The 23312-nt window shown below is 48.7% G+C and carries 22 protein-coding genes; 18 read left to right on the forward strand and 4 right to left on the reverse strand.

The features are described 5' to 3' along the window. The first annotated feature begins 4 nt into the window (after positions 1–4). From ACKFKH_RS21300 to ACKFKH_RS21335, 8 genes are all read left to right on the forward strand, one after another. The gene (locus ACKFKH_RS21300; protein ID WP_446860359.1) at positions 5–1519 is read left to right on the forward strand and encodes a baseplate J/gp47 family protein; all 1515 of its coding nucleotides are present in this window, start codon (positions 5–7) and stop codon (positions 1517–1519) included. Continuing rightward, on the forward strand, positions 1516–4698 hold the full coding sequence (locus ACKFKH_RS21305) for a phage tail protein (protein WP_446860360.1): 3183 nt from the start codon (positions 1516–1518) through the stop codon (positions 4696–4698). The genes ACKFKH_RS21300 and ACKFKH_RS21305 overlap by 4 nt, the downstream gene beginning before the upstream one ends. A 22-nt stretch (positions 4699–4720) precedes the next feature. Continuing rightward, positions 4721–5296, forward strand: a complete 576-nt coding sequence (locus ACKFKH_RS21310; protein ID WP_446860361.1) for a hypothetical protein — start codon at positions 4721–4723, stop codon at positions 5294–5296. 15 nt (positions 5297–5311) lie between these two features. Beyond that, complete coding sequence (locus ACKFKH_RS21315) at positions 5312–7210, forward strand: DUF6519 domain-containing protein (RefSeq protein WP_446860362.1); 1899 nt, start codon at positions 5312–5314, stop codon at positions 7208–7210. 15 nt (positions 7211–7225) lie between these two features. Further along, positions 7226–9331, forward strand: a complete 2106-nt coding sequence (locus tag ACKFKH_RS21320; protein WP_446860363.1) for a hypothetical protein — start codon at positions 7226–7228, stop codon at positions 9329–9331. Positions 9332–9349: 18 nt separating this feature from the next. After that, positions 9350–11998 carry a choice-of-anchor X domain-containing protein gene (locus ACKFKH_RS21325; protein WP_446860364.1) on the forward strand — a complete coding sequence of 883 codons (2649 nt, stop codon included), beginning with the start codon at positions 9350–9352 and terminating at the stop codon, positions 11996–11998. Between the two features lie 96 nt (positions 11999–12094). After that, a complete protein-coding gene (locus ACKFKH_RS21330; protein WP_446860365.1) occupies positions 12095–12958 on the forward strand; it encodes a hypothetical protein in 864 nt (287 codons plus the stop codon). A gap of 136 nt (positions 12959–13094) precedes the next feature. After that, positions 13095–13592: a response regulator transcription factor gene (locus tag ACKFKH_RS21335; protein WP_446860366.1), complete on the forward strand. Its 498-nt coding sequence runs from the start codon at positions 13095–13097 to the stop codon at positions 13590–13592. A gap of 222 nt (positions 13593–13814) precedes the next feature. Here ACKFKH_RS21335 and ACKFKH_RS21340 read toward each other — a convergent pair whose 3' ends face one another. The 4 genes from ACKFKH_RS21340 to ACKFKH_RS21355 are packed head-to-tail and all read right to left on the reverse strand — an operon-like array spanning position 13815 to position 17125. Beyond that, a complete protein-coding gene (locus ACKFKH_RS21340) occupies positions 13815–14618 on the reverse strand; it encodes a DUF6753 family protein (RefSeq protein WP_446860367.1) in 804 nt (267 codons plus the stop codon). Then, positions 14605–15561, reverse strand: a complete 957-nt coding sequence (locus ACKFKH_RS21345; protein WP_446860368.1) for a hypothetical protein — start codon at positions 15559–15561, stop codon at positions 14605–14607. Before ACKFKH_RS21345 ends, ACKFKH_RS21340 begins: the two co-directional genes overlap by 14 nt. A 13-nt stretch (positions 15562–15574) precedes the next feature. Further along, positions 15575–16690 (reverse strand): ParM/StbA family protein, encoded by a 1116-nt coding sequence (locus ACKFKH_RS21350; RefSeq protein ID WP_446860369.1) that lies wholly within the window; start codon positions 16688–16690, stop codon positions 15575–15577. A 12-nt stretch (positions 16691–16702) separates the two neighbouring features. Continuing rightward, positions 16703–17125: a hypothetical protein gene (locus ACKFKH_RS21355; protein ID WP_446860370.1), complete on the reverse strand. Its 423-nt coding sequence runs from the start codon at positions 17123–17125 to the stop codon at positions 16703–16705. A 317-nt stretch (positions 17126–17442) separates the two neighbouring features. Here ACKFKH_RS21355 and ACKFKH_RS21360 point away from each other — a divergent pair, with 317 nt between their 5' ends. From ACKFKH_RS21360 to ACKFKH_RS21405, 10 genes are all read left to right on the forward strand, one after another. Continuing rightward, a complete protein-coding gene (locus ACKFKH_RS21360) occupies positions 17443–17799 on the forward strand; it encodes a hypothetical protein (RefSeq protein ID WP_446860371.1) in 357 nt (118 codons plus the stop codon). A gap of 500 nt (positions 17800–18299) precedes the next feature. Further along, positions 18300–18566 carry a ribbon-helix-helix domain-containing protein gene (locus ACKFKH_RS21365; protein WP_446860372.1) on the forward strand — a complete coding sequence of 89 codons (267 nt, stop codon included), beginning with the start codon at positions 18300–18302 and terminating at the stop codon, positions 18564–18566. Further along, entirely contained in the window at positions 18554–18844 is a 291-nt protein-coding gene (locus ACKFKH_RS21370; protein WP_446860373.1) for a type II toxin-antitoxin system RelE/ParE family toxin, read from the forward strand. Before ACKFKH_RS21365 ends, ACKFKH_RS21370 begins: the two co-directional genes overlap by 13 nt. 131 nt (positions 18845–18975) lie before the next feature. Further along, entirely contained in the window at positions 18976–19638 is a 663-nt protein-coding gene (locus ACKFKH_RS21375; RefSeq protein WP_446860374.1) for a hypothetical protein, read from the forward strand. Positions 19639–19827: 189 nt separating this feature from the next. Continuing rightward, positions 19828–20199, forward strand: a complete 372-nt coding sequence (locus ACKFKH_RS21380; RefSeq protein ID WP_446860375.1) for a hypothetical protein — start codon at positions 19828–19830, stop codon at positions 20197–20199. A 12-nt stretch (positions 20200–20211) separates the two neighbouring features. Beyond that, complete coding sequence (locus ACKFKH_RS21385) at positions 20212–20619, forward strand: hypothetical protein (RefSeq protein ID WP_446860376.1); 408 nt, start codon at positions 20212–20214, stop codon at positions 20617–20619. 103 nt (positions 20620–20722) lie between these two features. After that, on the forward strand, positions 20723–21514 hold the full coding sequence (locus ACKFKH_RS21390; protein WP_446860377.1) for an IS5 family transposase: 792 nt from the start codon (positions 20723–20725) through the stop codon (positions 21512–21514). A 40-nt stretch (positions 21515–21554) separates the two neighbouring features. Beyond that, positions 21555–22112: a relaxase/mobilization nuclease domain-containing protein gene (locus ACKFKH_RS21395; protein ID WP_446860378.1), complete on the forward strand. Its 558-nt coding sequence runs from the start codon at positions 21555–21557 to the stop codon at positions 22110–22112. Positions 22113–22462: 350 nt separating this feature from the next. Next, positions 22463–22954: a hypothetical protein gene (locus ACKFKH_RS21400; protein WP_446860379.1), complete on the forward strand. Its 492-nt coding sequence runs from the start codon at positions 22463–22465 to the stop codon at positions 22952–22954. 54 nt (positions 22955–23008) lie between these two features. Continuing rightward, complete coding sequence (locus ACKFKH_RS21405; protein ID WP_446860380.1) at positions 23009–23290, forward strand: hypothetical protein; 282 nt, start codon at positions 23009–23011, stop codon at positions 23288–23290. Positions 23291–23312: the final 22 nt, after the last annotated feature.

A 23312-nucleotide genomic window follows, 5' to 3' on the forward strand; every position in this document is an offset into this window, starting at 1 on the left:
TACTGTGAAACCGCCCACGATCGACTACACCAATCTCGACTATGAGTCCATGCGCGCAGCCATGCTGGCCTTGGCGAGAGAGAGTTTGCCGGAATGGACAGACTTCAGCGAAAGCGATTTGGGCGTTTTGTTGATTGATCTCTTTGCCTATGCCTGTGATATCACGCTGTACTACCAAAATCGGATTGCTAGTAATCTGCTTCCTGCCACATCCGATGAGCCAGAAGCCCTGACTCAACTGCTGCGGTTGATTGGATATGAGCTACGTCCCCCAACCCCTGCAACCGCTGCGTTGCGAATTGCGGTGAATGCGACTGAACGCACTCCCATTTCAATTCCTGCCCGAACACAGTTCTTTGTGGAACTGGCTACGAGGCAGCAAATCGTTTTTGAGACTGAAACAGATTTGCAAATTGCGAATAATCAGCTCACGCCTGCCGACCCGGCAACTAATTGGCGATATTTTTCGCCGTTGCTGGTGATACAAGGTCAGAGCGAACTGAATGAAGTTGTGGCGCGATCGAATGGCAGTCCTAATCAGATGTATTCCTTGAGCAAGCCCCAGATCATTTCAGGGTCAATTCAGGTAACAGCGATAGAACCAGGCGGACTCACCTTCTGGCAAGAGGTAGATACCCTTGCTAACAGCAGCCCTGCCGATCGCCACTTTATGGTGCAGCGCAATGCTGGGGGAAGCGCTGTAATTGTCTTTGGGGATGGCACCAATGGGTTAATTCCTCTGGAGGGGACGGCAACGAATCCGGTCACGCTTCAAGCAACCTACCGGGTGGGCGGGGGTGTACTGGGCAATGTGCCAACGGGGACTCGGTTTCAGGCAAGGTTGCCGATGATCAAGGATGCGATCGCCCTAGAGGCAGCGGGGGGTGGCATGGAGGGGGAAGATCTGGATCGTGCCCGTCTATTTGCCCCACGATTGTTCCGTACCCAAGATCGGGCTGTCACGTTGGATGACTACACTGACCTTGCCCTACAGGTTCCTGGTGTTGGCAAGGCACGGGCGATCGCCGTGAATTGGAACCAGGTAGTGATGTACATCGCACCTGCTGGGCAGGTAGCAGAGCCATCTGAATTCCTCAAGCGGGATTTGCTGGCATTTTTTGAGAATCGCCGCATGGCAACCACCAGCCTTAACATTATCGGTCCCACCCCAGCGGATATTTACCTGCGGGCTACGGTACAGGCCCAACCGTACTTTCTGCAAACCGATGTACAGCGTGCAGTCGAGGATGCATTAAATAATTACCTGACATTTGATGCGATCGACTTTGGGCAGCAAATTTATCTCAGCCGATTGTATGACGTGATCCAAAGCTTGCCTCAGGTGGCATCCGTATTTATTACTGAGTTCAGCCAGACTCCCAACTCCAACACTCTTGATAGTAATGGCGTAATTGAACTGCAACCGAATGAACTACCGCGCTGGGGCTATCTACAAAATCTAAGAACGCCTCCAATTCCCCCCACTTCGATTGTGGTTAATGGAGGAACCGTGCGATGAGAAGCATCACCGGGATTCAGGCAACACCGCATTTACGGGGACAGCGCATTGACTTGAGCTGGCAGAACCCGCCAGCATCAGAGTTTGACACCAGCGGGCCATTGACCCAGGTCTGTATTATGCGCCAGGAGCGCACCTACCCGTTGGCTCCAAATCCTGACCAGAGTGTCTACTATGGGCCGGTGATTAATCAGTTCAGCGATCGCGATCTGCAACCGCTGACTACCTACTACTACACCCTTTTTACCCAGGATCGTACAGGGGCATTTTATGCCGGTGATCAATCTCGCTATTCTGCCTTTGCCACCCAAGATTACAACCTGACCGAACGACTCTACAAACTCTTGCCAGCCGTTCACCTGCGCTACGACCTGCCGCTAACAGCTCCCGAAATAGGGCGACTTAGTCCTTCCATTCAAACAGCGTTACTGGACTTACCCCCTGGCTTGCGCGATCGCGGACAACTCTGGCGATTCTTTGCTGCCACCGCATCGTCAATGGATTTGATGCGGAGCTTGGCGGAAGGCTTGCCGCAGTTACACGACCTGGATCGGGTGCGCCCTGACTTTCTCCCCTTGCTGGCTCAGTGGTTAGGGTGGGATCTCGATAATACCCAGCCCATTTCTTCTCAACGCAACGAGGTCAAAGCCGCCCCTTCCTATTACCGCACAGTAGGTACGGTGCCGAACCTCCGCAACCTAGTGACTCGCTACACGGGTTGGTATACCCAGGTTGCGGAGTTTGCCCAGGCGATCGTTCGCTCGAACTCGCCACCCCAGTTCAATGTATTTGCAATCCAGCAAGTGGGCACCACCTGGCGGGGAACCGATGATGCCGCTCTTGTTTTGGGTTTTGGATCTGGAAACAACACGACCATCGGTACCGATCCTGCTTCAGGTGTCGCGGGTACCCCTGCCACGCTCATTAGTTCCCAGGCTGCTCCATTTCGCTTACGACCGGGGATGGAGTTTGCTGTGACAGCAGACGATCGCGTCCCGGTCTCTGTCCGCTTTCAACCTGGAGACTTTTTAGACATCCAGGCTGCTACTGTGGGCGAAGTGGTTGCGGTACTGAACCGAACGCTGTCGGAAGTGAGTGCCATTGCCCGCGCGGATAATCGCATTGAACTGCGATCCCACCTACTGGGGGCACAATCGTCCCTACGAGTCGAGCAATATGCCACCAGTTTAGTCACCCTGGAAGGCGCACTCAAAGGTCGGTTGGCAGCTTTCAAAGATCGCACGGCTAGAATTCGCCTGTTCTACGAAACCGTCGATCTGCTCGCCCCTGTTACCACTTGGGCGGCCCAGCCTGGAGTTGCTACAACGTCAATTGAGTTGACCTCTCTGCCCCAGGGTCGTATCCGTTACAAGACATTTCGCAGTGGTACTTGGGGAGAATCCTATCCCCTGATGGTAGAAGCCCCAATGGCCCAGGGTGCCCCAACCGTTGTAGAACTGCCTGACGGTAGCCTTTGGATCGCCTGGATTGAGCAGCCCGATACCGATCAATCTCGTCTCAGGTTCAGTCGGCAGGGCACCGTTCGTAACCCTCAGCCAGCCTATTTAATCGGACAGCGTAGCCAGCCGTTTGAGCTAAAAGAGGGGATGCGGCTAGTCCTTCGGGGTAACTGGGAACAGCCTTATGGGATTGAGTTTGCTGCGACGGATTTTCCAAATTTCAAATCCATCACAGCAACCCAACTGGTGGGGGTCTTGAATGCACGACTTCAAAACGTCAACGCTGCTGTTGATGCCAGTAATCCATCAGTGATTTCGCTCCGCACTATTGGCACCGGAGGCGATGAATACTTGGAACTGGATCTAGGGCTTTCTACAGCAGCGACAGCACTTGGCTTTGATCAGCGCAATGCTCTGGCACAAGGAGATTGGGGAGACGAGGTGGATTGGTCGCCTTCGGAAGATATTACAATTACAGGGCTTGCCCCCGGTCGTCATGCAGATTTGCAGGCGATCGCCGATAACACAGGCGCCGTCTGGCTGTTTTGGTCTACGTTTGCTAGTACACCGGGGGGTCCCTTCTCTAGTTGGCAGATCGTCTCCTCCCGCTGGAATGGCACGGCATGGTCTGCGATGGAAATATTGACGACCAGTCTGGGGGGCAACCGAGAAGCCTGCACTGTTCTGGATGCCAGTGATCGCCTCTGGTTATTCTGGTCTCAGCGGCAGGGCATTGGCACACCAGAAGATATCTGGACGTTGCGCCAGCGAGTCTTTACACCGGGTACTGGTTGGAGCCCTGAAACGGCTGTCACAACGCCACCCGCGACTGGGCGCTTTGCCGATCGCGAACCATCGGTTCTCCGTATGCCAGACAATACTCTGCAAGTGTTTTTCCAGTCAGATCGCAGCGGTAGTTCTGATCTCTGGTCAGTCACCATTAACCCAACCACTAGCACCATCGGCACTCCGACTCCTGTGACAACAGGTGCTCCAGCTGATCGCGCACCCGCACCGATAAGGCTTGCCGATGACACATTGTGGCTCCTGTATCGCAGCGATCGCAGTGTGCCCCTCTCGCGCATCGCGACCCGCTCCATCTCTAGACCTGACAATCGCCTTACCGCAGCGAAACCAGCAACCAAGCCAACTGTAGAAACACTTCGACTGGGGCGCTCAAGTAGCGTGCGCTCTTTTGATACGGGTACTCTAAAACACTTTGCCGGTCATACCAGTGTGTCGCTGTCGGACTTTCAACGATTATCGCGTCGCCGCCAATGGGACGATCTCCTGTCCTATACCCCTCAAAAGCCAGTCGGTTTGCCGCTGGAGGAAGATCTGCGGGACGACGAATATTACACTCGCGGCACCGTCGGGCTTTACTTGAGTCCAATTATCCCCAACAATCCCTTGACTCAGCAAAGGGTAGAACGCTTGCGTCCCCTACTACGCCGCTTTTTACCCGCCAATACCCGCGCCGTGGTAATTCTGTCTCCCCGTACCGATATCGAGTTCGTCTACCCACCTGGCAGAGATCTCCAGGATGCTTACGTTGATCGCTTCCCCTTTGTGGAGTATTACACCGGCTTAGCAGACAGTGCCACGGTTGCCCTGCCGGATTGGGTGCTGTTCCGCTCCAACACTCCAGGCAACATCACTGCCAACCCCACCGATTTGACGACGCTCCGCAATCGCACCTATTTCCCTCCGCCCCTCTAGGCATTAGCAACAGGAGAAGACTATGCCCCCGCTGGAATCTGTCTCGGATCACTTATCTGGCATGTACCGCGATCGCCTCTACGACCCACAGGGCAATCTGATTTGGGATCGGGGGTGGCAAAGAAATGCGATCGTCTTAAGTTGCCGCCAACTTTTGGCAGGGCTGATGCGAAATGCCACCAACACCTTTGGCATACAAGGCTTACAGGTAGGGCGGGGGAGACCAGAGTGGGATCAGACGGGCACCCCCCTCGCCACTGAAACGCAAACGGCTTTGGAAGATCCTGCCCCGGTATTAGTACCACTCCCAAGTCCCCCACCTGCCCCAACACCAATCAATACCCTCCAATTTGATTATGTGGATGAAACAACTGGCGATATTGTTGCTGGACCCACTCGGCGACTTCAAATTAGAGCCATTCTGGGACCAGGTTCCCATCTTTGGCCCAGTGAAACCCCACCAACAAGTACAGTGCGGGAGTTTGGACTTGTTGGCAGATTGAATAACACCAATGTATTAGTCAACTATGTTCGCCATCCAGCGATTGTTAAAGATCCTGCTAGCAGGCTGGAGCGTACTATTTGGCTGGTATTTTAATCCAGGAGTAACCCTATGGCTGTTATATCTAGAGATACATTTGAGGCACTACGTGGCTACGTTGGTGTACGTCTGCAACAAGGTGTACCAATAGTCGATGCCGATTGGAACGAACTGGAGGATGCTCGTAAGTTTGAGCTACGCGCCTTCCTGAAATGGTTTGTTGGGGACGGTGTACCAGAGGGCACTAATGGCTTTCGGATTGAAGGGACGAGTCTGGCGAATGACTTTGTCATCCGGGCTGGTATCACAGGTCCAGCAGATGGACTCAGGAATGTTGGGCGTTGTTTGGTGGATGGACTGGATGTGATCATCACGGCAGATATCAACTTTACTGCTCAACCGTTGCACCCCAGTCAAACAGGCTCGGCAGGTCTGGCAACCGCCTGGGGAGTTTCCCAGATTCAAGCGCTCACAACACCTGCTACAGATGGAACGGTTGTTGTCTATCTAGATGTGTGGGAGCGACTGGTGACCCCGAATGAAGACCCCAGCCTGGTACTGTCTGGATTGGGGACTGAAAGTTGTGCTCGTAAGAAGCGAGAGTGGGTTGTCCGGGTGGGTAACGGCACCAGTCTACCCTCCCCTCCTTCTGGACATAGCTTCTACACGTTAGCAACCATTACCCGTCGAACGGGTGTTAATACCATCACCCCAGGAGATATCACCGACCGTCGGGAACAACGGTTGCTCCTGCCACCAGCAACACTAATTTCAGATTTGTTCGGCACTAACCCTGCCGAATATCGACGCGGACAGGGAAGACCGGCCATCAGCTTCCGGGAGGCAATCAACGCCCTGCTGCGAGGAGAGTTACCGAGTACACCCGATGCCGCGATCGCTCCAGCTCCAGCTCCAACTATTAACGTAACTAAACGCGCTTTTTTGTTTGATAACACCAATGGATTGGTAGCCGTGTGGCAGTCAGATCGTGTTGGTGGAACGACTCAAATTTTTGCAACGCGGCTCAACCTTGATAATGTATCGGCAGGTTTTGTGACACCACCGCAACAGGTTACTACTGGCACTACAGAAAAGAGCGAATCTCATGCTGTACTGCTGCCCAATGGTGACTTGATGGTTGCTTATCAATCTGGTGTTGCATCTGCTTCAGACGTTTTGTTCAAACGGGCTGCTTTAGCAGGGCTGAATGCAGCGCCAGAGCAACCCATTGCTAACACAGGAGGTGTTGCCGAAAGCAATCCCTTTATGGTTATCAGCGGTGATTTAGTGACTTGTTTCTACCATCTTGGCTCAACCAACCGCTGGCAGTACCGTCGCCGTCGCCATACGAACAATACCTGGGTCGATACACCCGCAGTCGAATTTTCGGCAGAACCAGCTCAGACTGATTTCCATGCCGCACGAGATGGCTCTGGCAATATTTGGACGGCATTTACTACCAATACAGGCAATATCCAAGTGCTACGGTTTACTCCATCCACGGGAGCTGTGGCTGCGCCAATTGCCAATAGCTTGGATTCAGGTGCGGTCGATCAAGAACCATTTGTTCTCTGCACTACTAGTAATGAAGTGTGGATCTTTTGGCGATCGCCCAATGGAGTGCATCATGCTCGCTTTAGCGGTGGAGCATGGCAAAGTGCTCCACCTAGCAATACTCCAATTCCCAATACAATTGCTGGAGACGTTCAACCCTGCGTGGTTGAAGATGTTGATGGTGGTATCTGGCTGTTTTGGGCACGAGGTGCAGTGGGTAGTCGAGATGTTTTCTTCATGCGCCGCAACCCTGCTACGGGAAATTGGGGACAGCCACGCCAGCTAACGATCTCTGCCAGAGATGACAATAGACCATTCACCCTATTAGCTCCAAACAATGCGATCTGGATTTTTTGGTCCAGCGATCGCGACGGTAACATCAATCCTTATTACAAACGACTCGTCACTGCCCTGTAATTAGAGCTAGTAGCCATGCCTAATCCAGCCATTTCCCCTACCTCAATTACTGAATCAAATACATTTACGATTAGTGATTCAAAAGGTGTGATCGTCAATTTAAGTCTGGATTTGAGTTCTCCTAAAACATTCACCACTCAATATCCAACAGAGGCTGCATTTGTCCAGATAACTCTAATCAGAGGTAGCATATCTTTGAATTTGCTGCCCAATCCAGCCAGTCAACCTTTCTCTAATCGTACAGTCACTATCAGTATTAACCCAACGAGTTTTAATACAGAACTTAGTTGCACAATTAGTTCGAGTGAAGCAGTTGTAGAAGAATGGGAAGTTAGGATCGCCAATAACTCCGCTGTATCTTATCAATTTACTCAATTGCAAAATCTTCTTGACGGCACCATTACCCGTATAATGTGTGACCCAATTGCGGAATTCACAATTGGTGGAGAAGCTTCCGCTAATCTTCTGCGAATTGCATCCAATTCATTCAATGATTTCGGAGAATCATTCTGGGAGCGGTTTAAATTCCGTCTGAATTACGCCTTCCAATATGTTTTAGGACTGCTTGCAACTTTTTCACCGCTGTCACGAAACTCAAGCTTAGAAGCCAGAAGGGCAAAAGTTCAAGAAAAGGGATCAGTTGTTCTTACAGCGAGTAATGGACTGACACCAGCAACCGTTGTTAAGACTGCGACAGCAAGTGAACCTGTAGTTCATTATCGATGGACTATTCAAGGCTCCATCACTATTCCTGATTTTCCCGTTTGTGGTACTAACCAAAGTGTTGCTTTCTTTGCACCTGCTGTTGACTCTAATCAGAAATTTGAGATTACATTACAAGTCTGGTTCGATGGTGCTTGCCCTTCAACTGTTGGATTTCTCAATAGTACCAGTATTAAACGAGAATTAGTGGTTGAGGCAATTACTCAGCTTTATAGCCGTGGTCCAAGAGATGAAATCCCCGATGATCCAGCTATTGGTTTACGTTCCTATTTGTTCGATAACAACAACGGAATTATAGCAATCTACGGAGGGAAAGATTCTAGTAGTCAATGGCAAATCTACCAACAAAGGCTTGATTTACACAATATAGTTGCAGGGTTTTCAGGCGCATCTCAAGTATCAAGTGAAAGAATTTCACGCTTTCCACATGCGGCGGTACTTCCAAATGGTGAGTTGATTGTAGTTTATGGTGCATATAGAGATTCCTCAGAAGGCATATTCCTCAAACACGCATCTTTAGAGAAACTAAGTACTGTAGAAGAACAGAAAGTAGCTAGCACTAATAATTTAGGAAGGTACATTCCTCCTTTTATCGTTGTTAGTAAAGAATTGGTAGTCGTGTTCTATCCAGATGGTGGCAGTGATGATTCATTATTCTGGCAATATCGCCGTTACCAGCACAACACAACTCCTCCCACTTGGTTAGATGCTACACCTCAGCAAATCTCAGCACAGGAAACTGGAGATGGACTGTTTCATGCTGCTCGTGACTTGGATGGAAATATTTGGGTTGCTTTTTGTAATGTGCAGAATAACATTCACACATTGTGTTTAAATCCATTTACAGGCATTGTGACTCATACAGCAACTCATGACGCTAAAAAGGGAAACAATAGAAATCCCTTTGTACTAGTTTTGTCAAGGGGGAACGTGTGGGTCTTTTGGGACTCAGATGAGCTAAATTCAGACAAGTTAATTCATTACTCTCGATTTACTGGCAGTGCATGGGAAAGTGTTCAGGCAGTTCCGGATACACTGATTGATGATGATGAATCCAGAGTTAGTAGACAACCAACAGCAGTAGAAGATTCTGATGGTGGTTTATGGCTTTTTTGGATCCATGCAGCGATTGGTCCTTTCATCGACACTTTTTATTATGATCAAATTTTCTTCAAGAGACGTAATTCTGACGGAAGTTGGAGCAAGGTGCTGTCTGCTGGAGCTAATTCAGCTCCATTCGCTTTAATATCCCTTAACAACACAATTTGGATATTTTGCATCAGAATTGCTGACTCTACTTCATTCACTGTAACTAACTTCTATCAAGCTATTGCCCCAGATTTAAATATTCCTGTTCAGATTTTCTCACATTACGAGCGTATTATTCCAGCTTCATAACAGTAAGGAGAAGTTCTAATGCCTAATCCAGCCATTTCCCCAACTACAGTTACTAGCTCAAATACATTTACGATTAGTAATTCAAGAGGCGCGATCGTCAACTTAAGCCTGGATTTGAGTGGGCCTAAAACATTCACTGTTCAGTATCCAACAGCAGGAAACAATGTTCAGATCACACTCATCAAGATTGAAGGAGGTGTAGTCAGACAGCGTGATTTACTACCTGGTGGAATTCACAATGATTCATTTACCAATCGAACGGTTGTTCCCAGTACAAACATGGTTGGTGCGGACACAGAACTGAGTTGCACATTGAGTTCTAGCGTTGCCGTTGCTGGAGATCTCTGGGTAGTTAAAATTGTCAACAACTCCCCTCCCCCAGTCAGTACAACATATGTATTCACTCAGGGGCAAAATCTGTTTGAAACTACAATTACCCGAATTATGTCTGATCCGGTTTCTGCCATTACCGCCCCTACCCCTGGTGCAATCGTTCCAGAGAAAAATTCAGTCAACCTGACTGCTGCCCTAGCTAATGGGACAGCTGCTGCACCAACGGTTATTGGTGCTCCAATACCAACAATTACCTACACCTGGAACAGAACTAGCGGTGGCGATGCTATTGCCGTTACAGCATTTCCCACTATTCCCAGCGCTAGTCAAACTTTCCCCTTCAATCCGCCAGGGGTATATGGCAACAAAACCATTAATATCCTCGTGACTACGAGATTTGAGGCACCTGAACTGCTAGGAGTCGGTGTCCTCGAAAATACGAGTGTACCTCAAGCTTTGGTGATCGTGCCCCGGACGCAACATCTTATGCTCGTACTTGACCGCTCAGGCAGTATGTCGGGTAGTAAATGGGAAAATGCCCAAACTGCTGCTCGGATTCTGGCTCAACTGTTTGCGGGTCTACGGAAGGATGTATCACCAACCGACAAAGTCGGTGTATTGGTGTTTGAAGATAACACCTGTAACTGGCACAATCCACCCTTCAATGCTCTGGTTACACCTATCTTGCCTTTGAGCAGTATCGACTTAATTTTCGGGGATGAATTTAATGACATTTGTACCTTAGATTTTGGACCTGCTGGAAGCTGTACCCCTATTAGTGATGGATTGCTAAAAGCAATGGAACTGTTCAATGGACTGGGGGTAGCAGATGACCCACGATTCACCATTATTTTGCTCACGGATGGCTACGAAAACAGTGGCACAACTCGGGTAGATCCCAGTACCTCAGCCCCGGCTTTTGTCAGAAATTTTTCAGTCGCTCGTAATGACTATCCCAATGTTAACAGTCGTCTATCCATCTACACGATTGGGCTAGGAAGCACTGTTCAAGACGATGTATTGAATAACCTACCGCTGCCTGCGGGTGCTGGACCAGCGGGAATTTATCGTAATGTCACAGATGTGGGTTTGATTAAGCAAGCAATCGCTCAAATGGTTGGCTTTTCTCAAGAAGCTCAACCGATCGCACCCATGCCCCCTTTAACAACTGACCGCAGCCCGCTGGGACAGCAGATTTACCTACGCTTGGAGCCGAAGGTAAACCGCTTAGGATTGGCGATTGAGTGGAACAACCGAACTGATACGATCGAGCTGGCCAGACGTAATCAAGGGGATACAGCCGCGTTTCTGTCCCTAGATGTCGGTGTGGAGCGTTGTCCCAAGCATGGATTCGTCACCGTCGATTTGGCACAGCTATACGGCGGTGAAGACAGCGTACCAGCTACGGAATGGCGTGTAGTTCATCGCAGTGGTGGAATACCTCAAGCAATCTCGGCAGATAACCTACTGGCATTTGTTGATCTGTTCGTCAAAGCTGACATTGAATTTGATCGCAACGAATATTACACCGGAGATGTAATGACAATTACTTGCCGCATCCGGGCTGGTTCAAACCCTGTCACCGATGCCAAAGTCACGGTAGAACTTGCTCGACCTGGTGAAGGACTAGGTACGTTTTTGGCGACCAATGGTGCAAACTATAAACCAGTCCAACCTAGTGGAGCAGATCCGGCACACCCGAAATTGGCAATGCTTCAGCAGCTGCTACGTCAGAACGAGCTGAATGAACTACCCATTCTCAAACCGCCATCTATCTTTGCAGATGGTTCAAACCAACTTTTTGATGATGGCAATCATGAAGATGGTTCAGCCAATGATGGCAATTATGCCAACATCTTCAAAGACACCAGTAAAGAAGGAACATATACTTTTCGTTTTCTCGTTGAAGGTAAGTTACCTGATGGGAGCATGTTTAATCGCCTGTTTACTATCTCTAAATGGGCTGGAGTTAAGGTTGATTCATTAAGCTCATCTGTAGTGTTGAATTTTGGATTGGATGCCTCTAGAGGCTTTCGGGCAGCTCAGATCTTTGTAACCCCTAGAGATCGAAGCGGCGAGTATTTAGGACCGTTCCGCACTAGTGATGTAGCTTTTTCCACTACAGCTGGACAGTTTCAAGGAGATATTATTAGCCTTCCTGACGGGCGTTACACTCAAGTGATTGTTTATCCTCAAAATGAGGTGCCGATCGTCACCGTTCAAGTTCAAGGCAAGGAGTTTCTCCCTACTGTTGTTGCCTCAGGTTGCTTGGGTTGGTTGTTCCTATGGGTACGTTCTTTGCTGGAATGGCTACTTCGCCTTATAGGTAGATAATCGCAAGGCTGAGAATGGATTCATTCGTATTCAGAAAGTTGTAGCAACAAAATAATCTAAGAATCTACACAAACTATATACCAAAAGGGAAACCCAATGGAGTTATCAGTCGAGTTGATGCCGTATAAGCATCGGCATCAGAATTGCATTATTGATCCCACCCTGGCATTCTCCCAGTATGGTGTTACCCTAATTAAACATCTGGGAGAAGTCATGGATTTGTGGGTTGTCCAAGAGCTTTGGAATATCCTCGACAATCCAACCTTGTATTTACAGCAACCAGAACTTATTACACCTCAAGGAATCTCGCTCAAAAGGACACCTGAGCAAGAGCGTATTGCCTTAGAAGAAACACTTCAGTCACTCAGAGAGTGGGAAAGGTTTCGCTCTGAAACTGATTTAACCAAACTTAATCTCTTCTGGTTGGGTGATAGTCCCCAAGAATCGTTGCTACCCACAAGTAGGAAACTGGAAATCTTTTGGCGATGGGAAGCGATCTCCCATTTGCTCAATCAGCAATTCGCTCAGAGCCAAACTACAGATTACCTCTTGCCTTTAGCTTTTCGGGACACGATTGCCCTGGCTTTAAGCCTGGAATCAGCCATCCTCCTCACTCGCCTTTCACCAGAAGATCTGGATATCAACTCTCCACCAGAAATCTGTAAATATCTTGAAGAATGGGATATTACTTGCAAACCTCTTTCAATACAGGATAATTTGGTCGCAGAGGAGCGTAACTACTTTCGTCAGTTATTAGTAGAGACTAACACCGCTAAGGTCGTGTGGGCAGGAGTAAATCTTGCTGTCGTTCATTTGCTTTCCCTCACCCTACCAGAGCCTCAAGTATCCTCAAGACAGATACATAAAGCTGAGATGTCTGCTATTCAAGAATCAGGAGGTCACCCTACTCTTCAATTTGCTCATTGGAACAAAGTTAAAGGATTTTGGTACTTAGTATAGGTTCACAATAATTCTCGTGTTTCGCTACAAAGATTCTAGTACGAATTGTTACTAAGTGGCAGTAAAACCAGGAAGGACTAGTGCTTGTTTTTAGGAAGACCTTTCTCAAAGGACTGTCTATCTAGGAGAATATTTTATGTCTGAGCAAATCGAGTTAGCTCCCTCTAAAAGCAATAATAATACCTTTCCAAGCTTTTCTGTTGTAAGTAGGTTCTATATAAAAGATTCTACTTTTCTTGTTGTGTCCTTTCAAGAACATGATAATAATGATAATTTGCCTAGTCAGCAGATCGATAGTACTATAGCTTTTCCATTTTTAGGGCACTTTAGCTGTGATGGAAATCATTACGCTATTATAAGCACACAAAATACCCTTGAAGATATAAATTCAGATTCAGATCGTATCAACCTCTTGACTGCGCGAGAGCTGCAAGTCGCAGCTCTCGTTGCTTTAGGACAATCTAATAAGCAAGTTGCAACTCGGATCCATATTAGTGAGTGGACTGTCGCATCACACCTTCGTCGGATTTTTATCAAACTCAATGTTGATAGTCGTGCGGCAATGGTCTATAAGTGTGCATCCTTGATCGAGCGCCTACAAAAGTTTCAGGACTCTCAGAATTCGAGATTTTAGATAACCGATAAGTATCAGAAAAGCCTTCCAATCAGTCTTTTCAATATGTCCCCGCTCTCCATGCTTACCCAACGGTGAGCCATCCTCACGGATTTCCTTAATCTCCTCTTCTGGCTTTGCTTGCTGCGCCTCCAACAACCTCTGCATTATGTTAGCCAACTTCCTAAATCTTCATAATTGCAAATAGTTCTTTGAGATAAGACTTTGTTAGGGAACACTGCCTTACCGTGGACGTACCCACAAAGTACAAAAGCCTGATTGCACCTTCTTCTCCCCCAGCTTCAGCACCACTCCCAACTTCTTCGCCTGTTCCTCGCACTCCAATCGTCCCTGCCAGTCGCGTTTCAGTAAATCCTGGTTCCACATCGTCAGATTTCTGGCAAACTTGCCTTCACTGCTGGTTGCCCACTTCAAGGTATTCGCTTCATCTAGCGTGAGTTGGCGCTTGCCAGATGGGTCTTGAGTAACCTGTGCCTGCTGTGACCGAGCATAGGACAACCCTAGTCCACCGCCAATCACGGCAGCAACCAGCAGCAAGGCACCCGCAATGATAGTTGAAGTAGCGCTCAACTGGTGCATGAACTGGTCGATCGCGGTTTTGCGAATTAGCGTGTGAACTGTATGAGCGATCGCGGTTTTCTGTGCCTCTAATGCCGTGCGTTCGTATTCCTTCAAACCTTCCCGATAGTCTGCCACTCGGCGATACACGTCATCTCGCCACTGCTCAAACAGCGCGTTCATGTCTTTGGGTTTCTCTTCCAGCAAAGCCTGCAATCGTCCAGTTGCTGCCATCAGAATAAAGGCTGGATCATCAGAATTGAGGTTGTACTGCGTCAACACTTCAACCACCTTTGCCTTCACATAGTCTGGTTCACTGATCAACAGATAATCCAGGGCAGATTTCGCGCTTGCTGACAGTTTTAAGGATGGTGGACGGTTTGGTAGCGGTGGTGGGGCGATCTCTTCGTCATCCAAAATCAGGTCCTCATCAGTAGGGGTTGGAGAAGTGCCGTTACGATTGGACATGGGCAACCTCCTGATTTGTTTCTTCGATTGTTTTGGATGTGTCAGTCGTAGTTTTTGTGGATTGTTCGGATTTATCAGAAGCAGAGTTTTTTGTACTCGATTTTCGAGTCTTTGTTTTCTCCTGAAGTTGGGCAGCTTGGGTCAGCTTGGCTGTTTCTTCTTGGGTGAGAGTGCCATTCCACAGGTTTAGAGCATCGATCGCTCGTGCAAATTCTTTGAGAAAGGTGGCAACACGCTGCCGTTCTAGTAGATGGAAGTGATCCGACGCGGCGATAGTCTGAGCAAACGTCCAGCCCAACTTATCCCACTTGTCTCGTTCGTAAGGTGGGAACTTGGGGAAATCCATCACTTTGGCATGGGGCGAGGCAAAAAGGGCTTTCCAGGGTTTACCATTCCCTGTCTGTTGAGTTTCAATCACGTTGCCAAACTCCCGCCATTGCCGCTCTGTTGCCAAGTGTAAGTTGCGAACAAAGATATGGATGACTCGCCCTTCAGGATATGTGGCATAGTCCTCCAGCGATCGCTCAAATAGCTCCAATGTTTGCTGACTGGGATTGCACAGGAACCATTTGATCAGGCGCACAGGTTCGCCCTCTTCTGAACTCATGCCACCACCACTTGTGAGATTGAGTTCCAGCAGCCCGTTGCTTTTGAACCAGTCGTAGACAAACTGATGTGCTCCGGCAGGCAGGTTAACCAGGGGAATCAAATGTTGCTCCACGCTGCTCCACACTTTGTCCAGGTCTTGGTATTCAATCTCGCTCAAGACCAGTTCAACAGCATCGTTGTAGAACTTTTTGACGTTGTAACTATGTGCATCATCCGCATCGAACAGTTGAATCGGGTAGTTGTGAGTCTGGCAATAATGCGCCATCGCACAGGTAAACAAGGATTTGCCGCGCCCACCCCCAGAGCCATCGACGATATGAATTGTAGGTTGCATGGTTGTCTCCAAATCAAACAGGTTGCAGTTGTGGGTGAATCGAGCAGAAATACTGAAACAGTGCCCAAACGTCTGAGAGCCGGTGCCCCAATCCATCAGCGTCAATGGGTTCTGGTATTTCTACATCGACATGAAAGGAAAGATGCTGACCAAAGTGCTTGACTAAATCCGTGGCGATCAGGTTGGTCGTGCCACCGGCAAATACCCACTCATCGGCACCGTTGGGCATCACTTCTTGTAGCCAGGAGGTGATAGTGCGAATGTAATCAGCCCGTGCTTGCCGAGCGATCGCTGCCAAATGTTTGGCTTCCTCTGTTCGATTGGATGCTTGAGTGGAGCGGGCGATCTCCACAAAGGGTTCCTCACTTTGCATCTTACTGGCAATCCACTCGACGATCGCTGAAAGCAGAAGTTCAGGAGTTTGTCCACTGCTGCGTTGCTCAATCTGCTCTAAGCAGCGAATGAAGCCTAAGTTGGAGGATTTGAAGACAGACAAGGCTCCATGTTCAAAGGCAATCACGCTAGCATTGCGATGTCCCAACATGGCGATCACGATTCGCTGAGTTGAGAACTTGTCTTTATAACTATTGGCATAGCGAATGGCAATCCCCGCTCCTTCAGGTTGACAGTCAAACTGCTCTAGCTTCACCTTCAATCCACCTCTGGGTGTTTCAAAGCGGGTCAGAGCAGAGCGAAGTTGTTTCTCAAAGCGTGTTCTATCCTCATACTCATTCGGTGGCAGTAGGCAGGAAAGCGACAGGTGAAATTCATGCGGAAACTGTAGTCGCTGCTGAATCACCCAAATGGCTGCCAGTGTTTTGTAGAGGGCACGCTCAAACTTGGGTTGATTCAGTCCAGCATGAGCATGGAATCGTTTGGCGAGTGTCCCTACTGCCCAGCAATCATTACCCAACTTCACCCAGGTATTGTGTTCTGGAGCAGGTGTAAACAATTGGGTTGTTTGCAATTGCTCCAAATTGGTAGGTGAGATCTGAGCCGCTTCAGGAGCCATTACCAAACTGGTAGGAGATGAAATTTCGTTCAGAGTTGCATAAATTGCTTTGGTAGACGAGCCGCCAAAGTCGATCGCAACCATAAGGTGACGTGACTGAAGTTTAGTCGTTGGCATGAAATGGTTCCACTACTTGAGTTTGCTGAAGTTTGCATTACTAAATGGGTTGACGAGTTTATCAGGCACAGTTGTCGCTTGGACGACATCTTTATTTGCAGTTAAGGTTTGATTGAATGTTGTCAGTGAGGCGTGAATCTGAAGTGAAGTCGGAAGTTGGGCGTTCAGCCGGGAAGTAATCAAAGCTGATTGAGCCGTTAACGCGGAGACTGCCTGACAGCCATAGATGTGTAGATCTTCCGGTGAGATAGCAGACGCGATCGACGGTTCCATGAGTGACAGCGGCAGATAGAAGGCGGTGGCTGCATCCAGCAAAAAATCAGTGATGGTGTGATACGGATGCTCCTTCAGGTAGCGTAACAAATGAGCATAAATGGAGGTTGCCGGAACCCGCAGGCGACAAGATAGTTCTGCCAATTCGGAGGAAGATGTCATAGCAAATCGTGACCAATGACATTGCTTACCGTATCGAGTACCTGTGGCAGATCGCCTCTGAAGGATGGATGGAAAAAACCTTCTATTAAGAGCGGAGAATGCTTGGTACTCAAAGAACTCTAGCCAGTTGGGAGATGATCAGCGCTCAACACCGATTCAGGACCCACCCACCTCCCTAACGCGAAAGGAATTTGAAATAGCGACGCTGTCGCGGTAGGGGTGAGCAAACGCTGCTCAAGCGAAGGGAGCGACCACGGTCGTGCCAATCGTGAGCATGGCTCAACCTGAACAACCTGAAAATAACAAGGAGAATCAACATGGCTCAGAACACTCGCGTGAACTTGATTGATGCTGCCACCGAACACCTCAACGGTGAAGTGCAAGTCCGCATGGTACTCAATACTCTGCGGGAATTGACCGGACATGCCCTTGAAATCAAAGCTTCCAGTCAGGGTAAGAACTTTGATTGGAAAAAGTTTAAGGTGCTATTTGAACGGCAGTATGGCAAGCTCGATTTAGACGAGTTGATGGCTGAAGCAGCGAAGTTCGGCTTCACTTCGGTTGAAGAAGTGCGGGCAGAGCGCCAGAAACAACTGGCAACGTTTTACAAACGTCAGAATGCTTATAAAGCAGCTGTTGCCCGCAACGATGAACTGGCGGAGCTAACTGCTTAAGCCAGCAATCCCCATTCCGAATTCCTACTCAGGGATGGGGCTACTTTTTGCCCACCCAGCCCACCCGCTTTGTGAGGGCGAAGGAGTAGTTCCTCTGTTCTGATTCGTGATGTGGCGGTTTGAGGCGCATAGCGGCGATCGTCCTCAAAATGCCTTCTACTGCCGCTTTTCTTTAATCACCTATTAGAAATAGCTGTCAGCAACAGGTAATGTTTGATACTGAACAGGATGCTGTGTCCGTCAAGATGCGGCAATGTGCCATTCGTTTACGCCGCGAACTGCCCCTCGAAAAACGTTGCAAGCTATGTCGGTGTACGGACAATTTGTTTTTAGAGAATGGACACAGGTGTTGAAGGTGATCGTTGCTGGTGAAAGCTAGGCAATGAACGATTCTCCTGTGAGACGCTATGCGATCGCTGGAGATGTGATAATCGCGATCAGCCGTGACATCGACTAAACTAGAATTATCTGAATCCTTCTACTGCCCATTGGTACTCGCGATGCAAATTTCCCTAACCCCTGAGTTAACGGCGATCATCGAACGGCAACTTGCTTCTGGTGCCTACGGTAGCGCCGATGAGGTCGTTGCAGCGGCGTTGTTGCAATTTGATGAGTTAATTGACCCGGCACTTGAAGCACAGGTAGATGAAGAGAACGATCGTCGCTGGCAGAAGTTTCAGAAAACAGGTCATGCTGTTTCCCATGAAAATATCAGAGAGTGGGCTTACAGCCTGAGTACGGATAATCCCTTGCCATGTCCGCAATAGTTTGGCTGCCAGAAGCTCTTGATGATCTCAACCGGGTCTATGCTTTCTTAGAATCTAAAAATCCTGACGCTGCCGCTCGTGCGGTTCAGGCAATTTTTGCGGCAGCCGATAGTTTGGCAGAAAACCCTTTCCGCTGTCCACAACTTAGAACGCATCCGAATCGGAGGAAACTGCGAGTATTTTGGGGTAAACGTGGGTATTTGATTTACTTTGAAATTCAAGACGACACCATATACATTCTTCAGATTTGGCAAGGCTTGGAGGATAGACCAACTTAATTTGCTCTGGAGCATTTCTGTGGTAATGGGCAGTGCATGAAGTAGGCAGGTAATAGTCTCACTCTCTCCAGTAGCAGAGGTTGTTGGTTCTGCTACCGCAATGGTCATGGCAATGAGTTACCCACTACGCCATGACAGACCAACTCAAACTTTTCGGTATTACTGACCAAACGACTGGCGCTCCTCACGTTGTGTGCAAAGCAGAGGGCGAAAGGCTTGCTCAAACCATCGCCCAAATGAAAGCAATGGTTTCAGTATTGGAGCCAGCGCCGACAGCCTTTATGGAAATTTGCCTACTGCTGCTCCAGGTCAAAGCTGAACATCTCCACTACTTCCGGGGTCCAATTGTGGTTGGCAAAAGCGCCTGGGCAGATATGCTTCCTGATTGGCTATTGCAGGCTGTTAGACGGGAGCGGTTTGAACAAATCCTGGATGAATTTGAGCAGGGCGCAATTACAGAGCAAGTAACTCCGGCTGAGATTGTTTGCGCTTTGCAACCACTGACATTGGAAGCACCGCTGCATCGCGATTACGCGGATTTAGTCTTATGGGCATTTGATCAAGTGCTGCAACGACATAACCGAGTGCCAGCGGGGTATAGTTCATTTTTTGAGATGAACGGCGATGTGCCTATCTCATTTGAGCGAGTTGAACGAACTTACCGGGAACTGGGGATGGACATTCGTAGAAAAGTGGTCAGGTCTGCACCCAAGTATCGCCAGAAGACTGAGGCGCTCAAGCCGATTATGGTAGAAGAACTCTCTAATACGATGCAAGTTAGCCTATTTGACTAACGTACTCTATCTCTCAGCAGGTGAAACCGCTTGGAAATGTTTTTGTTGCTATTGGGAGGAATAATTTTTCCGGTCATGTGGGAGAGGCGATTTGAGGCGACGAGTGGCAACACTTGAGATACTTACTGATCAGGAAGCCGTTATGCTCTCTGCAATAATCCGTTTAATAATCATCTTGGACAAAGCCAAATGCCAAAGTCTACACAGCGTCTGGATCGCATTGAATTCCGAGCCAGTGATGAAGATCGGGAGCTGGCAGAGCAATTAGCGACTCAATATGACCTGTCAGTGAGTGATCTCATCCGAGTGTTGTTGAAGCAGGCAGCTCAACGATCGCTTCTATTTCCTGACCAGTCAAGATCGCTCTCAAAGACGAAGCTTCTGCAACTGGCTGGTCTCTATCGACAACTCGGCGCGATTCATACGGTGCTTGATCAAGTTAGGAAATCAAGTAACGTGTATCAGCCAGAAGCTTCGATAGTTGTGAGTGTAACCCTGCTTGATGAGTTGGATGAGATGATCAAGCAAATCCAAAATCTCATTGTCCAAATTAATGCTTGAAGGAGAACTATTGTGAATTTAGCAAGACCTCAAGACCAGTTACGCATTGAGTTCCCGATTGACTCAGTCCGACAATTTGAATCAGAACAACGGGCAAGAAAATTGGGCATTAGTGCAGCTCAACTGATCAGCTATGAAATCTTGTCCAAATATGGTGCGATTGCCAGTGCAATGTTGCACCGAGAACAAGTGGTTAAATTAGGGAGGCTCTGTCGAGAACTTGATCCTGCAAATCACTATGAAGGGGAACAGGGTTCGGCTGATTTAGTCATTCTGACTGAGATTGAGAATACCTTGAATGAAATCTACACGGCGCTAGGTGAGCAGGTTCGCACAGCGATTGAGGAACGGCAGGTGAGAACGACGCTCAAAGCGGTAGAGCCAAATTGCAGCCACCTCAGTAATTCTCTGACTCATTGAACGATCGCATAGCGACTTAGTCTTAGAGGATGTCTGAGAAGTGATGAAGGGTGAGAAAAGGCTCCCATTCGGTAAGCTGTCTGTACAAATTCAAGGACAGCCAATGAAAGCCGTAAGTAAATCCTATCCCACCAACCTGACGACCCCGCAATGGCAACTCCTGCAACCCTTTCTACCCGCCGCCAAGTCTGGGGGACGGCAGCGCCGTGTGAATCTGCGGACGATTCTCAACGCCATCTTCTACGTTCTCGTCAGTGGATGTGCTTGGCGGATGCTGCCGGGAGACTTTCCCCCCTACCAAACGGTTTACCACTACTTCCGGCAATGGCGAAGGGACGGGGTATGGCAACGGCTCAACGACCGGCTGCGTCGGATGGTACGAGTTAGGGAGGGTCGGCATCCCAGTCCCAGTGCCGCGATTCTCGACAGCCAAACCTGCAAGCTAGCGAGCCTGATTGCTCAGGCAGTGGGTTATGACGCAGGCAAACGGATCAAAGGACGCAAATTGCATCTGCTGGTCGATACTCTGGGCTTGGTGTTAGTCGCAGTTGTCACTGCTGCCAGTGTCCCAGAACGGGAGGGTGCACGCTTGGTATTTGCCACGGTTCGACGACGCTTTCCCCGTCTCCTTTGGGTTTGGGTGGATGGCGGCTATACTGGGTCCGACTTTAGCGCCTGGGTGATGCAGACCTATCACTGGCTGTTGCGGGTGGTGCGCCGTCCAGAGGAAGCCAAGGGCTTTGTCAAATTGCCCGTGCGCTGGCGGGTAGAACGCACGTTTGGTTGGTTGAACTGGTGTCGCCGCTTTAGCAAGGATTATGAGGTCTTACCAGAGACCCATGAAGCTCTCGTTTATGCCGCGATGGTACGGTTAATGGTCAGGCGCTTGGCGTAACTTTTAACTTCTCAGACATCCTCTTAAAAGTACTGTTTTGATGATTGGTAAGCAGTTCAAAGGAAAAGCGTTTTATCCAGTGCTGGCATACGCGCTCGGAAAGCAAGGAGCGAAGTTGATTGGCAGCAACATGGCAAATTCACAGCCCGCTGACTTGGCACAGGAGTTTGATTTTTTCAGACGGCTGAACCCAGCAGTTGATCGCTGTATGTATCATGCATCCCTCAGTCTGCCTCCACCAGAGCAGATAAAAGATGCGGTCTGGCATAACCTTGCACAAAAGTATTTGAAACAGATGGGTTTTGATGATAACCAGTATGTGGTTGTGCGGCATTGCGATCGTGCCCATGATCATGTTCACATTATTGCCAGTCGTATCAAGCTGAATGGCTCTTGTGTCTCAGATAGCTGGGATCACCTTCGTATTCAGACAGTGGTGAGAGAGTTAGAACAGGAGTTTAATTTGACTCCAGTTGAATCTACTTGGGAGAAGGAAAAGAGGCAATATCCAGAGTTAGTGCTACCCAGTCTTAATGAAGAAAATAACCACCAAAGACTTTCCATTCCATACGAACAAATCCGTCAGTTAGAATTGTGATGCCTACCGCCGAGAGGTGGTGAAGCATTGTTATTCCGTCTATGGTTTTACCTAACTCGCAACCGATTGATGCACTTGATCCTCAATCTCGTAATCAATTAATTCAGTCCTACGCCAAAATGCTCTACTCCAAACTATGGTGATCGTCGATCGCAGCACAACGAATTCTGAAACAAGAATGGCAAGGTACATTCGCGGTTGTTCAAGCACGATTTCCCAATCTTGACCTGACCCAACCGGAAGTGCTGAAAAATCTGGAACAACGTGCCCACGGGTGGTGGACAGTTAAAGGGGTGAAGGGTAAAGATATCGATTGGTGAAACGACCTCAAATCTTCAGGAGCGATCGCCATGAGCAAACAAAGCATCAAGCCAATCCCGTCTCGACGGCAACCTCCAACCTGTCCACACTGTGGGAGTGACAGAATCAAAAGTGCTGACAAGATTTATGAGGAAGGCACTTATCAAGTGACCCATAGTGGATATTCACTGGGTACTGGAAGGTATCGTGGCACTTCTACCGCCCAGAGCAACTTGGCGCAGCGTGCAGCCCGACCGACAGCACCTACAATGTCGGCAATTCCGATCGCACTCTGGATTGTTTTTTGGTTTCCAGGAGTGCTGTGGGAATTGTTTTACTGCTTAACGGGTGGCATGAGTCAGCAAGCATTTGTGACATCATCGGTGCAAAAATTTTTGATCATGGCGATCGGGAGTGTGGGTATCTGGTGGCTGCAAAAAATTGCTTACGATCGCGCCTACAACCGTTACTGGAAACAACTTGGTATCTGGTTAAGCACCTACTTTTGTTTAGACTGCAGTGAAAGCCATATCAGGGAATAATTTTTAGAAAAGCCGCTACCGCGACCCCGTGTCCTGACCTTCATGGGATGCGTTATGGACACCGAAACAACTCAAGCTTCCATCCAACTTTCTGCTTCAGGAGATTTAATTGGTGAGGCTGCCAGAAAGCTTCAGCAGTTCTTTGCACAGCAAGATGATACTGTCTACGACCTCATGTTTCTTCGACAAGCCATCATCGTGTGGCTTGAACTCTCGGTTGAGCAACTGGCACAAGAAGCTGACTGGCATTGCCATACAGGAATTGCTCAATACGCCTTCAACCGCAATGGTTTTGAGATTGCACTTCAGAAATACCAAAAAGTAGCCATGCAGTAATGCAACTGACTCCAGCGATCAC

The organism is Phormidesmis sp. 146-20, from assembly GCF_052939475.1.

Bases quoted from the DNA above. Each gene is read 5' to 3' on its own strand.
- ACKFKH_RS21400 (WP_446860379.1), top strand. From the start codon at position 22,463: ATGAGCAAACAAAGCATCAAGCCAATCCCGTCTCGACGGCAACCTCCA.
- ACKFKH_RS21340 (WP_446860367.1), bottom strand. From the start codon at position 14,618: ATGTCCAATCGTAACGGCACTTCTCCAACCCCTACTGATGAGGACCTG.
- ACKFKH_RS21405 (WP_446860380.1), top strand. From the start codon at position 23,009: ATGGACACCGAAACAACTCAAGCTTCCATCCAACTTTCTGCTTCAGGA.
- ACKFKH_RS21375 (WP_446860374.1), top strand. From the start codon at position 18,976: ATGACAGACCAACTCAAACTTTTCGGTATTACTGACCAAACGACTGGC.
- ACKFKH_RS21390 (WP_446860377.1), top strand. From the start codon at position 20,723: ATGAAAGCCGTAAGTAAATCCTATCCCACCAACCTGACGACCCCGCAA.
- ACKFKH_RS21325 (WP_446860364.1), top strand. From the start codon at position 9,350: ATGCCTAATCCAGCCATTTCCCCAACTACAGTTACTAGCTCAAATACA.
- ACKFKH_RS21380 (WP_446860375.1), top strand. From the start codon at position 19,828: ATGCCAAAGTCTACACAGCGTCTGGATCGCATTGAATTCCGAGCCAGT.
- ACKFKH_RS21365 (WP_446860372.1), top strand. From the start codon at position 18,300: ATGCAAATTTCCCTAACCCCTGAGTTAACGGCGATCATCGAACGGCAA.
- ACKFKH_RS21315 (WP_446860362.1), top strand. From the start codon at position 5,312: ATGGCTGTTATATCTAGAGATACATTTGAGGCACTACGTGGCTACGTT.
- ACKFKH_RS21360 (WP_446860371.1), top strand. From the start codon at position 17,443: ATGGCTCAGAACACTCGCGTGAACTTGATTGATGCTGCCACCGAACAC.
- ACKFKH_RS21330 (WP_446860365.1), top strand. From the start codon at position 12,095: ATGGAGTTATCAGTCGAGTTGATGCCGTATAAGCATCGGCATCAGAAT.
- ACKFKH_RS21370 (WP_446860373.1), top strand. From the start codon at position 18,554: ATGTCCGCAATAGTTTGGCTGCCAGAAGCTCTTGATGATCTCAACCGG.
- ACKFKH_RS21345 (WP_446860368.1), bottom strand. From the start codon at position 15,561: ATGCAACCTACAATTCATATCGTCGATGGCTCTGGGGGTGGGCGCGGC.
- ACKFKH_RS21350 (WP_446860369.1), bottom strand. From the start codon at position 16,690: ATGCCAACGACTAAACTTCAGTCACGTCACCTTATGGTTGCGATCGAC.
- ACKFKH_RS21310 (WP_446860361.1), top strand. From the start codon at position 4,721: ATGCCCCCGCTGGAATCTGTCTCGGATCACTTATCTGGCATGTACCGC.
- ACKFKH_RS21395 (WP_446860378.1), top strand. From the start codon at position 21,555: ATGATTGGTAAGCAGTTCAAAGGAAAAGCGTTTTATCCAGTGCTGGCA.
- ACKFKH_RS21355 (WP_446860370.1), bottom strand. From the start codon at position 17,125: ATGACATCTTCCTCCGAATTGGCAGAACTATCTTGTCGCCTGCGGGTT.
- ACKFKH_RS21305 (WP_446860360.1), top strand. From the start codon at position 1,516: ATGAGAAGCATCACCGGGATTCAGGCAACACCGCATTTACGGGGACAG.
- ACKFKH_RS21335 (WP_446860366.1), top strand. From the start codon at position 13,095: ATGTCTGAGCAAATCGAGTTAGCTCCCTCTAAAAGCAATAATAATACC.
- ACKFKH_RS21320 (WP_446860363.1), top strand. From the start codon at position 7,226: ATGCCTAATCCAGCCATTTCCCCTACCTCAATTACTGAATCAAATACA.